Origin of the sequence: Nostoc sp. CALU 1950, from assembly GCF_051172895.1 — a bacterium.
In the GTDB taxonomy this organism is placed as follows: Bacteria; Cyanobacteriota; Cyanobacteriia; order Cyanobacteriales; family Nostocaceae; genus Nostoc; species Nostoc edaphicum_A.
This window is the reverse complement of record NZ_JBDNJQ010000006.1, coordinates 1-13,465: the sequence shown is the minus strand read 5'-3', so window position 1 is coordinate 13,465 and position 13,465 is coordinate 1. Positions and strand designations below refer to the sequence as shown.

10 protein-coding genes are annotated in these 13,465 nt (G+C 43.1%); 7 read left to right on the top strand and 3 right to left on the bottom strand.

The window, feature by feature from the left end; all coding sequences use genetic code 11:
- Positions 1 to 5: 5 nt before the first annotated feature.
- A complete protein-coding gene (locus ABF638_RS03130; protein WP_435020179.1) occupies positions 6 to 716 on the bottom strand; it encodes a DUF4336 domain-containing protein in 711 nt (236 codons plus the stop codon).
- Between the two features lie 242 nt (positions 717 to 958).
- Between ABF638_RS03130 and ABF638_RS03125 the strand changes: the two genes are divergently transcribed.
- The 6 genes from ABF638_RS03125 to recG all read left to right on the top strand — a co-directional run bounded on the left by ABF638_RS03125 (position 959) and on the right by recG (position 8,281).
- The gene (locus ABF638_RS03125) at positions 959 to 1,873 is read left to right on the top strand and encodes a helix-turn-helix domain-containing protein (RefSeq protein ID WP_435020177.1); all 915 of its coding nucleotides are present in this window, start codon (positions 959 to 961) and stop codon (positions 1,871 to 1,873) included.
- Positions 1,874 to 2,337: 464 nt separating this feature from the next.
- The gene (locus ABF638_RS03120; protein ID WP_435020175.1) at positions 2,338 to 2,505 is read left to right on the top strand and encodes a hypothetical protein; all 168 of its coding nucleotides are present in this window, start codon (positions 2,338 to 2,340) and stop codon (positions 2,503 to 2,505) included.
- Positions 2,506 to 2,718: 213 nt separating this feature from the next.
- On the top strand, positions 2,719 to 3,513 hold the full coding sequence (rpsB, locus tag ABF638_RS03115; protein ID WP_190941341.1) for a 30S ribosomal protein S2: 795 nt from the start codon (positions 2,719 to 2,721) through the stop codon (positions 3,511 to 3,513).
- Positions 3,514 to 3,744: 231 nt separating this feature from the next.
- Positions 3,745 to 4,689: a translation elongation factor Ts gene (gene tsf / locus ABF638_RS03110; RefSeq protein ID WP_435020173.1), complete on the top strand. Its 945-nt coding sequence runs from the start codon at positions 3,745 to 3,747 to the stop codon at positions 4,687 to 4,689.
- A gap of 205 nt (positions 4,690 to 4,894) precedes the next feature.
- Positions 4,895 to 5,713 (top strand): hypothetical protein, encoded by an 819-nt coding sequence (locus ABF638_RS03105; protein WP_435020171.1) that lies wholly within the window; start codon positions 4,895 to 4,897, stop codon positions 5,711 to 5,713.
- A gap of 81 nt (positions 5,714 to 5,794) precedes the next feature.
- A complete protein-coding gene (gene recG, locus ABF638_RS03100; protein ID WP_435020169.1) occupies positions 5,795 to 8,281 on the top strand; it encodes an ATP-dependent DNA helicase RecG in 2,487 nt (828 codons plus the stop codon).
- 166 nt (positions 8,282 to 8,447) lie between these two features.
- On the opposite strand, the gene ABF638_RS03095 is transcribed toward recG, so the two are convergent.
- Positions 8,448 to 9,317, bottom strand: a complete 870-nt coding sequence (locus tag ABF638_RS03095; RefSeq protein WP_435020167.1) for a class I SAM-dependent methyltransferase — start codon at positions 9,315 to 9,317, stop codon at positions 8,448 to 8,450.
- A 184-nt stretch (positions 9,318 to 9,501) separates the two neighbouring features.
- Positions 9,502 to 10,443 carry a glycosyltransferase family 2 protein gene (locus ABF638_RS03090; protein WP_435020165.1) on the bottom strand — a complete coding sequence of 314 codons (942 nt, stop codon included), beginning with the start codon at positions 10,441 to 10,443 and terminating at the stop codon, positions 9,502 to 9,504.
- A 751-nt stretch (positions 10,444 to 11,194) separates the two neighbouring features.
- Here ABF638_RS03090 and ABF638_RS03085 point away from each other — a divergent pair.
- Entirely contained in the window at positions 11,195 to 13,357 is a 2,163-nt protein-coding gene (locus ABF638_RS03085; protein ID WP_435020163.1) for a PhoX family protein, read from the top strand.
- Positions 13,358 to 13,465: the final 108 nt, after the last annotated feature.

The following is a 13,465-nucleotide window of genomic DNA, read 5'->3' as shown; positions in this document are numbered from 1 at the left end:
TATCACTACAAAGGAGTTTCTAAAAACCACTCATAACCAGCTTTAAACTGAGATTTACCATTTTGTTCAATTATGCTGCCATGCGCCATGATTACTCGTTCAAAATCCCAAGTGAGAAGCTGTTGAATTGACCATTTAACTTTGACTTTATCCTGAGTTGCAAATTTCTCCAATAACGATGGACGAAGTTGGTTGTAACCACCTAGAAGTTTGGCTACTAACCTTGTGCTTGGCGAACATTGATCATCAAAATGGAAAACTGTATCAGTGACAATCAAAGTCCGGCTTTTGACATGAAAAAAGACGCATTCATTGAGTGGTGAAAGTCCACTAGTATCCAGTGTGTTAAAGCCTTGTACTAATAAATATTCGACCCCATCAATCAGGTGAATAGTGCGATCGCTAATAATCTGGTCGATTTGCAAATCTGGTCGTTTGCGCTCTAGACCAGATACTGCCCATAGTTTGGCACGAGGATAGCACAGCTTGAAGTCAGCAACAAATAAATGATGATACAAGTTGGGGGCGACAATGTAAATAACTTCTCCCAATTGATTTAGCTCATTGATAGTTGCGTCATCTATGCCAATAGGTGAGATCACCATTAATTTGCCACTGGTTAGACGAATCACAGTCATCCTCGTCCCTACTTCCAAGCCAAAATATTTTAGGGGTTGTTCAGCAACCCAAAGGTCAGTATCAATTGCTTTAAGCATTATAATTTTTGAGTTAGAACCGTCGCTGGACTATAAAAATTGCTGCACGCTGTAGTAAAGACAAGCCAGACCACCGACGATATAGACTAGCCAAGTATCACTCGAATCAAAATCCTAACTTTGAAAATACTTGCCTGCAATTGTTACTGTCTTTTCAATTCTTGCGGAATATCGAAATCTACTTTTTGAGACAATCGGGTTGAAGTATTTAAATTGCTGTTAATACTTGATTGCCTCTGCCCATGAATCTGCTAAAAGAGTTTTTATTCAATCCCTCAGAATGTAAAATTCCTCTTGATCAGCCCCCACTAGAAGCTCTACCGCAGTGGGGACACTGGCTAGAAACACCAGAGTTGATGGTAGCAATCATTCCGCCAGGACATTTAGAAGTCAATATTCGCTCACCACTTAACCTGGTGGTAACAAGTTTTGGGGAAACTCGTGGGATTGCTGCCTTCAATGCTGATCGACTGCAACCTTACCAAGCCCTACCAGGAGGTTTTGATATTGTGCCTCAAGGCAGTACTTATAGTTCGGTGGAAGATGCTTCTTGTTTTGTGGTGTTTGGATATTCTCAATCTTTTCTAGAGCGGATAGTCAAAGTGGAAGCAGAGGGACAGAAAATTGAATTACAGCCAGGGCAAATTCCGAAGACTCATTGGGGCTTGAGTGCTGCGATCGCTATGCAAGAGTTTTTTTATAATGGACAAATTGGTGGTGCATTTTACTTAGAATCAGTTGCAACGGCGGTGTTAGCACAGATTATTCACCGACGTTCAAATCTATCTGGACGGCTCAAACGTCCACCAGAGTTTTTAGACCCAAATTTGTTAAAGTCTGCCTTGGAATACATCAGAGCGCATCTATCCGAGGAACTTAACCTGAACCAGATTGCTGCTACGGTAGGATTCAGTCCCTACCATTTCGCACGAGCATTTAAAGTCACAACTGGACTATCGCCTTATCAATATGTCCTCCGGTGTCGGCTGGAACTTGCCCAAAAACTCTTACAAAACCAAAAGCGATCGCTAGCACAGGTAGCCGCAGAAGCGGGATTTGGCAACCAAAGTCACATGACATCTGTGTTTCAACGAATGCTACGCACAACTCCCAAGCGTTACCAGCAAGAAATGAGTAGTATTTTAGACCATACATAAAACCTTATGTGTAGTTTTCTGCAAGACGGTCTGAAAAACTTTATCCTGTCTGGGTTTGAAAACTTGCTATATCTGAATTTTTCACAACAGCAAATCAAGCCTTTCCAGATCATATTCCAGGTTTTTGGTTATATCTCAACCCAATGCCAAGTAAACAATTTGTTACCTGCATCTTTGCTATATTTATTACCTTAGAGAGAATACAATAGATAAATCTCCAGCGCGTTTCAACCTAGTAAGTCTCAACAATACTGATTTAATTGATCAGACTGTTTTATACAGTCATTTGTAAGCAAAACTGAATCAAAGGATAAATAAACCGCCAGCCTTTTAAGGACCCAGAGACGCTAAGAGACTAACAGATACTTCAAGGACAGGTTAGCGTTTTATTTCCTACTTCCACTAGAAAGTCCAAGACCAATGTAGAGTCAAGAATTTACCTTTAAATATTGAGGTATCAAATTATGCAAGAAATTGAAAGATTCTTTGGCAACTTGTTCAGTGGTATAGTCAACCGCTTTAAGTATTCTGCGATGGACGCTGCTGATCGGAAAATGAGAGAAACTATCGACGAGCAGGTAGAACAACGGCGGCAAAAACCCAAACCCAAAGATCAAGAAGATCGCGAGTAGATAGGTATTTTGGGTTTAATACAACATGGCGCTTCCCAATTGTTGAGTGGGTAGCGCTATTTTTTCGCCCTCACTCGGTCAAGCAACTACAACTCTTCCGAATGTGCTAACCTAGTATGGTTAACTAATCTCGCACATCTGAGAATTCGGGTGTTTCCCAGTTGGGAAATGCACTTGGATGGAGGTTTAACCCGAATCGGAGTTAGAAAATATATGCCAGTAGTTTCATTGGCTCAAATGATGGAGTCAGGGGTTCACTTTGGGCATCAGACCCGGCGTTGGAACCCAAAAATGTCTCCCTACATTTATACTTCCCGCAATGGTGTGCATATTATCGACTTGGTGCAAACTGCCCAGTTGATGGATAATGCTTACAACTACATGCGATCGCACGCAGAACAAGGGAAGAAGTTTCTTTTCGTTGGCACTAAACGCCAAGCAGCTGGAATTATTGCCCAAGAAGCCAGCCGTTGTGGTTCCCACTACATTAACCAACGCTGGTTGGGTGGAATGTTGACCAACTGGGCAACCATCAAAACACGGGTAGATCGTCTGAAAGATTTAGAACGCCGTGAAGAAACTGGGGCACTAGATTTATTACCCAAAAAAGAAGCATCAATGCTACGTCGGGAAATGACGAAGCTTCAGAAATACTTGGGCGGCATTAAAACAATGCGGAAAGTACCCGATATCGTGGTGATTGTAGACCAACGGCGGGAATATAACGCAGTTCAAGAATGCCAAAAGCTGAATATTCCTATCGTGTCCATGTTGGATACAAACTGTGACCCCGATGTAGTCGATATCCCCATCCCAGCAAACGACGATGCTATCAGGTCAATTAAGCTGATAGTCGGAAAATTGGCAGATGCCATTTATGAAGGTCGTCACGGTCAGCTGGATGCTGAAGAGGATTACGAAGATTACGACGGTAGTGAGTATGACGATGACTACGAAGAAACCGAATATACTGACGCGGTAATTCCCGACGAGGAAACAGAGGAATAGTCCTGAGTGAAGAGTGCTGAGTGCTGAGTAAGATAGAAAGACTCAGCAAATTGGATAGTGCTGAGTCTTGATTTTTGAAGTTTTGATTTGTCAATGAAGAATAAAATTGATAACTGAACACTCAAAACTCAGCACGGGCTAAACGCCCCGCTTACGCTAACAAAACTCAGTACTCAGTACTAAATTAGGTGAGCGATTACAACTCGAGGTCAAGTTAGGAATTGAGGCAACATGGCGGAAATATCTGCAAAACTCGTCCAAGAGCTACGCCAAAAAACTGGTGCTGGCATGATGGACTGCAAAAAGGCGCTGAAAGAGACTGATGGCAACGTAGAAGAAGCCATAGACTGGCTACGGAAAAAGGGCATCGCTTCGGCGGGGAAGAAAAGCGATCGCATTGCGGCAGAAGGTCTAATAGACACTTACATTCAGCCCGGAGGTCGAGTGGGTGTATTAATAGAAGTGAACTGCCAAACTGACTTTGTTGCTCGTAATGAGGCTTTTAAAGCTTTAGTTAAGAACCTAGCAAAGCAAGCAGCGACCGCTGATAGTGTCGAGTCTTTGTTGGCTCAACATTATATTGAAAATGAAAGCGTGACTGTAGAAGAATTTATCAAGCAAACCATTGCCACCCTTGGTGAAAATATCCAAGTGCGTCGCTTTGTCAACTTTCCCTTAGCAGAGGGCACGCAAGGTGTAGTAGACAGCTACATTCACACTGGCGGTCGAGTTGGTGTGTTGGTAGAACTCGGTTCCCAAACGGAGTCCGTGGCCTCTAATTCAGAGTTCCAAGCCTTGGCACGAAACGCTGCAATGCAAGTTGCGGCTTGCCCAAATGTCGAGTATGTCAGCGTAGACCAAATCCCTACCGAAATTGCTCAAAAAGAAAAAGACATTGAAATGGGCAAGGATGATTTGGCGAACAAGCCAGATAATATCAAAGAAAAGATTGTTCAGGGACGGATTGAAAAACGCCTGAAAGAATTGGCTTTGCTCGATCAACCTTACATTCGCGACCAGAGTATTTCCGTGGAAGACTTGGTAAAGCAAGTGAAGGCGCAGGTAGGCGAAGAAATTCAAGTGACCCGCTTTGTCCGCTATATACTGGGCGAAGGCATTGAAAAGCAAGAAATGAGCTTTGCTGATGAAGTCGCTGCACAAATTGGCAGCAAGTAATATTAGTCATTAGTCTTTACCAAGGGCTAATGACTAATGACTCTTTAAGATACAGGTCAAGCAAATAGGCTGACCTGTATTTTATTTAGTAAAGACGCGAAATATCGCATTTAATTTAAAATCTAAAATTCTCTGGAAAGTTATCCTAAAATAAATTTGTACATTTGTACTATGTAATGGTTCAGATGGGCAAGAACGAAAAGATATGGCAAGAGCAATCGAGCGAATTGAACGGGATATTGCAGCACTGAAAGAAGCGATTCGGGCGATCGCAGTAGAACTACAAACCGCTTATGCTAGTTATCTAGCCACCTTGGGACTAGCTGTACGAAAACAGTTGATTCTCGCGAGTTACCACCTCTGTACCCAAGGGTATCCCGAAAACTTTTTGCATTTGTCATTGAATCAGCGTCAACAATTGCAACAAGCCTTCCGCAGCTTAGGTCAACTGGCAGCTGAACAATTGCTCACTTATATTAAAAGTGAAGAAGCAGTGGGATATGAGGGAGATATGGGAGATGTGGGAGATGAGGAACTAAATTCCTCCTTGTCCCCTTTGTCTCCAGATACCTCGAATCCTATAGAACTGGCAAAATGGCAACAGAACTTAGAAGAGGTTACGCAAGAAATACTGAAAAAAATTTCCCATGATGCTAATCTTTTATTACAAAAAGCCGGGGTATTACCCAAAAAATTACCAGAGCCGATTTTAGCAGCAGCGGCAGCAGCTGCATCAGAAGCATCAGCGGAGGTAATGCCAGGGCCACCCAACTTATTAAACTTAGTAATTGAAATTGAAAATGAGCAGCAGTCAGAAGATTCTGGTCTGACACAAATTATGGCTATTAACCTGCGGTTAGGGGAAATTGAATTTGCTGATGTGACACTCTCTTCTGAGCGTAGGCAAATCCGCAGTATTTTAGTTCAGCTAAATAAGCTCGGACGAGAGTATCAAAAGAAACATAGAGAAATGGCGATCGCTGAAGCAGAAGCTGCATGGCGTGCTAGTTGGTTTGAGGATTAGTCATTTGTCCTTTGTCCTTTGTCCAGAGTCAAATGACCAATGACCAATGACCAATGACCAATGACTAATGACTAATGACCAATGACTAATGAAAAACCAGATTGGATACGATTGCACAAAGCCTTGGCAATAGAAGCCGAACGTGGCTTTACAGACTTGGTAGGCAAACAATACCGCTTCAGTGAATTTCTGAGCCTAACTTTGGGTAAGTTCCCAACAGGCTTGCCCCAAACTGAACGCCGCCGTTGGCAAGGATTAGCGGTGCAATTTGCTAGTTATCCACATCTAGCACTGGAAGAAAGACAACATTTAGTAGCAGAGACTCGCAGGTATCTCTCTCAACTACAACAGGGAGAGCAGGGGGAGCAAAGGAGCAGGGGAGCAGAGGAGCAGGGGAAAATTAATCAATTAAAAATCCAAAATCCGAAATCTCCAATTGTTGCTGAGGTGAGTCGGAGGCTTGCCCCGAACATTGAGCAAAAACTCAGTGATTTACCAGAAATAGGCTTCAAAAAAGCTGATAATTTGGCACGGCTTGGTTTACATACCGTCCGCGACTTGCTTTTTTATTATCCTCGTGACCACATTGATTACGCGCGTCAGGTGAATATCCGCGAGTTACAGGCAGGTGAGACGGTGACAATAGTCGCTACAGTGAAACGTTGCAACTGCTTTACTAGCCCTAAAAATCAGAAATTATCAATTTTAGAACTGATAGTCAAAGATAACAGCGGTCAAATCAAAATTGGTCGTTTTTACGCAGGTACACGCTTTAGCAGTCGCGCTTGGCAAGAAAGTTTAAAACGCCGTTATGCAGTAGGTAGTATTCTGGCGGCCTGTGGATTGGTGAAAGAAAGTAAATACGGCTTGACACTGGATAATCCAGAATTAGAGGTTTTAGCAAGTCCAGGAGATACGATTGAATCGCTGAATATTGGGCGGGTAGTGCCAATTTATGGACTAACTGAAGGCGTGGTGGCGAATACAGTCAGACAGGCGGTAATTGCTGCTTTACCTGCTGCGGCTAACCTGAAAGACCCTTTACCAAGTGGTTTGCGACAGAAGTATGGTTTGATGGAATTGAAGGATGCGATCGCTAATATCCATTTTCCTAGTGATAGCGCCGCCCTACAAGTTGCCCGTCGTCGCCTAGTTTTTGATGAATTTTTCTACCTACAACTTGGGTTACTCCAACGTCAACAGCAAGCAAGAGCGATTCAAACCAGCGCCATCCTTGTCCCACGAGGTCAACTTGTAGAGAAATTTCACGAAATACTGCCTTTTCAACTCACTGGCGCACAGCAAAGAGTTCTCAACGATATCCTCAACGATTTGCAAAAACCTGTACCAATGAATCGTTTGGTGCAAGGTGATGTCGGTTCCGGTAAAACAGTCGTTGCTGTGCTAGCTATCCTTGCAGCAATTCAATCTGGCTACCAAGCGGCGCTGATGGCTCCCACAGAAGTTTTGGCAGAACAACATTATCGCAAGTTAGTTGGCTGGTTTAACTTGCTGCATTTACCAGTGGAATTACTTACAGGTTCGACTAAAGCTGCTAAACGAAGACAAATACATTCTCAGTTAGGAACTGGTGAATTACCTCTGTTAGTGGGAACCCATGCCTTGATTCAAGACCCTGTAAACTTCCAGCAATTAGGGTTAGTAGTCATAGATGAACAGCATCGCTTTGGGGTAGAACAACGGGCACGTTTACAGCAAAAAGGCAATCAACCTCATGTGTTAACTATGACAGCTACCCCAATTCCCAGAACCTTAGCACTGACAATACATGGGGATTTGGATGTAAGCCAAATTGATGAGTTACCACCGGGACGGCAAAAGATTCAGACAACAGTATTGTCAGGTCAGCAACGCAACCATGCTTATGACCTGATCCGCCGAGAAATTGTCCAAGGTAGACAAGTTTATGTGGTTTTGCCATTAGTGGAAGAATCAGAAAAATTAGATTTGCGATCGGCTGTAGATGAGCATCAAAAGCTACAAGAAAGCGTTTTTCCCGACTTTCAAGTAGGGCTGTTGCATGGTCGCATGAGTTCAGCCGAAAAAGATGAATCTATTACCAAATTCCGTGATAACCAAACGCAAATTTTGGTTTCTACTACCGTTGTCGAGGTTGGTGTAGACGTACCTAATGCGACAGTTATGCTGATTGAAAATGCGGAGCGATTTGGCTTATCGCAACTCCACCAACTGCGGGGGCGCGTCGGTCGTGGCGCGGCTCAATCTTACTGTTTGTTGATGAGCAGTTCTAGAAGTCCTGATGCTCAACAACGGTTGAAGGTGTTGGAACAATCTCAGGATGGCTTTTTCATTTCTGAAATGGATATGCGTTTTCGTGGACCAGGGCAAGTACTGGGAACTCGTCAATCTGGAGTGCCAGATTTTACTTTAGCAAGTTTGGTTGATGATGAGGAAGTTTTACTTTTAGCGCGGCAAGCAGCGGAAAAAATAATCGAGATGGATGTTAGTTTAGAGCGCTGGTATTTGATGAAAGAAGAATTGAAGTATCGATATGAGCGCTTAATGGGTGGGGCGATTTTGACATAACATATCTCAGTTAGTTTAAGAGAGAAACTGACTATGCATTCCTAACTTTTAAAACTAATTTATTCCTTGGAAGTCCCCTAGAGGTTCTTCCTGTAGTTGCCGCAAACGAGCCAGAGCAAGAGTTATGAGAACCAGTGCTGTGCATCTCTATTGCCCGATCAGAGCTTCAACCAGTATTGTAGACAACATGGGCTATTTTAGTCTGCTTGCCTTTTAATATTTCCTGAACCTCTTTTGACTCTTGTTCCCGTTTCTTTTGATATTCACTGTGAAGTGAATACAGAATTTCTTGGTCTTGAGATGCTCTAGTATTCCAATCATCATCACCATATTGCCCCCATTGAGGAATTATGGGACCACCAAGCACCATTACATAAACAATTCCTGTTGAGTTCAATTGCTCTCTATGCCAACGTTCACTTTTGTGAAACGGGATATAGAAACCTACATCAAGCAATGAATCTTCAATTTGATTGCGGTAATCCCCTTGAACATTTTGAGTATCGAAGATAGCATAACCACCTGTTTTAAGAGCGTTATAAAAGGTAGTTGCAGCTTGCTTCATACTGGTTGTAGGAAGACCTTGATAAGCTTTAATGTTGAGTATTACATCAAAGTCGTATTCATCCAATGACTCACGAAAATCATGAACTAGAAAACGCAGATTAGTTGCTTGCGTCTCCTCCAATTTAAGGTCAGCATTCATTTCTTCAACATTGGAAACTAAAGATGTTATCCCCTGCTGATTCACCTGTCGCAAAAAATCGATCGCCGCAACAGAGACATCACTAGCAAGCACATTACAACCTGCACAGGCATAAAAAATAGGTGCAAAACTGATTCCACAACCTGCAAACCAAACCTTGCGTTGTGATTGATTCCTCACGAAGTCTATAAATCTCAATTCAGGTTCATTGCGCCAGGGTGACCAAACTTGAGGCTGGGGGAGCGCATCTGATTGATTAGCCCAATACTGATTCCATTGTTCATGGTTATCCCAATTCTCTGGAAGTTTACAGTGGCGATGATTTTTCATTTTTCAGGTCAAGTGTAACGATCTGTCTGTTAATATGTTTACCGAAAATTACCTGACTCTATCGCTTGCAAGTTAATCTGGCGCTAAATGCTTTAGAGTAGAAGCTTTTTACCCTATGTCGCTTAACCCACATTAGCCAACATCCTCGATCATTACACGGTGGTACTTTCTAAAGGTGTTTAAATCACAATGCTTGCTGCATTTGAGCATACGCTTCATAGACACCTTTCACGTTATACCAGTTAAGAAAAATTCGGGCAATTTCTAAAGCCAATTGCGGTTTACCTAAGTTAATTAGCCATTGCAATAACGGAGCCATTGTCCGTTCATTTAACGCACCATTCAGTGACAAAATGCCCCAAAGTAAGCGATGCAGCCAAGTCATTTGAATCATCATTCGCACTTCCCATGTGGGATGCTTTTGATAAAACAAAACTCCCATACGTCCGCGTTGAATTTCTTGGTCAATCAATCGGGGAATTTGCTCTAAGTTAAATGCTGGATGCCAGTGATATCCTACGGCTTCTGGACATTTAATTAGTGTCAAACCTAATTTTTTCAGCCGCACACCTAATTCTAAATCTTCCCAGCCATAAAGTTGAAAGGTGGTATCAAAAAGTCCGGCATTCTCTAACCAATACTTAGGAATCGCTACATTTCCCGTAGCAAAAAAGGCTGCTGAAAAATCTGTGACTTTGTAGGGTTCAGCTGTTGGATTGTTGAAATTGCAAGTATTAATAACTGCACCGTAAGTGAAAAAGCGATCGCTCCCTAATTTCTTTTTCCCCTCCACTAGCGCGTTACCATGAGCTTGCAGGAAATTCTTCAGCACCACTAAATCACTATCAATAAAGATAATTGTGTCTCCCAGTGCCTGTTCTACTCCCAAATTCCGGGCCGCAGCTGGGCCAGCATGATCTTGTTGAAACCAGCGCACATGAGGAAACTCTTCTTTGTGTGCTGCCAACCACTCCAATGTGCCATCAGTAGAACCATCATCTACCAAAACAATCTCGTAATCAGTAACCGAACTTGGCTTACTCAACTCCTGCACCTCCAAGGCGCGGAGGCACTTTTCTAAAATCGGTTGGCGATTATAAGTCGGTATCACAACGCTGAAAAACACAGTCTCACCCACAACACTATTTATCCATCTCCAGGATAGGACAGATGGGGCGCTGACACTGTTCCTTACCTAATTTGAGTTAAGGAAATAGCAAGGGGTTGATAATTTTTAGTTAATCAACATATAATCTCAGCTTAATTATTTTGAACTGTGCTAACCAATCAATTAATTATATTTATTCGTAAAAACCAAGTAATTCAGAGTTAATTAGCCATTAGTCACTGGATTTTGGTACATATCCTGTCCATAATGGGCGGAAAAACTTTGTCGTTCATCGGACTAATTTAAACCATGTTAAAGAGTGGGTGTGGTATGTCGGAGGATGTTTTAAACGTCCTTTGCCAAAAATTATCGCGTCAAATTTGTTTAACCTGACATCTTGCACTCTTTTTAATAACTCTATTTTTTTAGCGTGACGATTATTCATCACGAAATCGTTATTTTTTAGTGAACAATATGTTTTTCATCAAAAAAATTTGTTGATAAATTTAAATTAATCAATATATAACCTGACGTTAATACTTAGTACTTAAGTTAAAGAAAACATGATTATTTTAGTCTGCGTAAGCAGCATCAGCCAGTCTTGATTTGTTATTCACTGCTATTTATTGGCTGTTAAAAATGTGTCAAATCTCAATAAATATCTAGGTAATTGATGTAAGTATGTAGAGTTTTTCTTTACCAAATTACTCATCTTATTGAGAGATGAACTGAATAGCAATCTCGTAAGCCTTAAAACGGAGAACAAAGAATGAAAGGACGCTTTCACCCTAAAAACAATTTGACCCTCAACCCATCCGGTAACGAGTCAATTCGTGATGTGATTGACCGCGTTAGTTTGAGTCGGCGGCGGTTTATCATGACGGCTGTGGGTACATCAGTGCTAACTGTTCTGGGTGATGTTTCCATCGGTGGCTTTCTTCAAAGTGTTGATGCAGCCCCTATTCCCAAGGGAACTGGATTTGCTGGCATAGGCTTCAAGAGCATTCCACCAAATCTACTTAACCCAGCTACAGGATTTCTGGAAAAGGATCTTGTCAGTGTTCCTGAAGGTTACACAGCTAAAGTGCTGATTGCTTGGGGAGATCCGATCGCACCTGGTGGCCCAACTTGGCTACCAGATGCCTCCCAAGATGCGGCTGCTCAAGAAAAGCAGTTTGGTATGCACAATGATGGGATGCACTACTTCCCTTTACAGCCAGGGAATGTTGTTGGTCGGACAGTAAGTTCACAAGCAAGATCATTAAGAGGCTTTTTAAATCAGCCCATCAATACTGGTCTGCTGTGCGTCAACCATGAGTACACCCAGGAATCAATTTTGCATCCTGATGGTTTAGATGTAGTCACAATTGCCAAGGTACGGAAGTCTCAAGCTGCTCATGGCGTGTCTGTTGTAGAAATTTCCAAAAACGGCAATGAGTGGAGTTTTAATCGTAATTCGTCTTATGGTCGCCGCATTACCGCCAACACCGAGATGCGAGTATCGGGGCCTGCGGCTGGCGATGCATTGTTAAAGTCGAAAAAGTTTTCAATTCAGCCAACTGGCTCTGTTGACACTGGCACACTCAACGACGGTTACACTGCATACGGTACAATAAACAACTGCGCCAACGGCTACACACCTTGGGGCACTTACTTGACCTGTGAGGAGAACTGGAACGGCTACTTTGCTAACCCCACAGGGGATGTAGCTGCAATTCCAGGCATCGAAAAGTCTGATATCCTGGCAGGACAGAATCGCTACGGCGTTTCAACATCATCTAGCTATCGCTGGCCGGAAGTTGATCCACGCTTCGATGCCAGCACCAACCCACTTGAACCCCATTTATTCGGTTGGATAGTTGAGATTGATCCCTACAATCCACAAAGCAAACCAGTCAAGCGTACTGCCCTTGGTCGGTTCAAGCATGAGAGCGCTCAGGTTGTTGTTGATGACAATAACCGTGTTGCTTTCTATCAGGGTGACGACGAGCGCAACGAGTATATCTACAAGTTCGTTTGTGCCCAACCTTTAAATCCCGGAAATCCTGCTGCTAACCGCGATTTGCTCGACAACGGTGTTCTGTACGTTGCTAAATTCAATGACAACGGTACTGGTAAGTGGATTCCTTTGGTCTACGGTCAGAATGGTTTGACACCAGAGAATGGTTTCAGAAGCCAAGCGGAAGTACTCATTAAAACAAGACAAGCTGGTGATCGAGTCGGTGCAACCATGATGGATCGCCCAGAGTGGGTAGCTGTACGTCCTCGGATTGGTGGATATAAAGAGATTGAAGTCTATTGCACACTGACTAATAATACTCGTCGTGGCACAACTCCAGTTTCCTCCAACCAGCCAGATGGCACAACAGCAGCAGGCGGTGCGCGTCCTGCCGTAAATGCTTCCAACCCACGTCCTGACAACCGTTACGGTCATATTATTCGCTGGCGCGAAGATGGACGCAGTGTTACAGCAACTACCTTCAAATGGGATATTTTCTTTGAAGCTGGCGACAAAACCAGACCTGAACCAAATCTTCAGGGCAACATTAAAGGTGACGACTTAAGTTCACCAGATGGTCTATGGTTTGACGATTTTGGCCGCCTCTGGGTTCAGACTGACCATGCAGGCGATGGTCGCGGTGACTTGACAAACATTGGTAGCAACACTATGTCATGTGCTGACCCCAACACCAAACAAGTTAGACGCTTCCTGACCAGCCCTACAGATTGTGAGGTAACTGGTGTGATCACTACACCCGATGGCAAAGCGATGTTTGTCAACATCCAGCACCCAGGTGATGGTGGGACTACCTCGAATCCCACGTTAGTGAGCAATTGGCCTAACAGTCAAGGTTATGGCCCATCAGGTCGCCCACGTTCATCAACGGTAGTAATTACTCGTAATGACGGTGGTGTTATTGGTGGTCTATAAAGACGATAGGAACGAATGGCACTAAGAAAAGCCCAAAGGCTTGTGTCATCTCATTCCCAGCCTCCAGGCTGGGAATGTATTTAAAAGAGGCTCTGCCTCTTGTCAAGC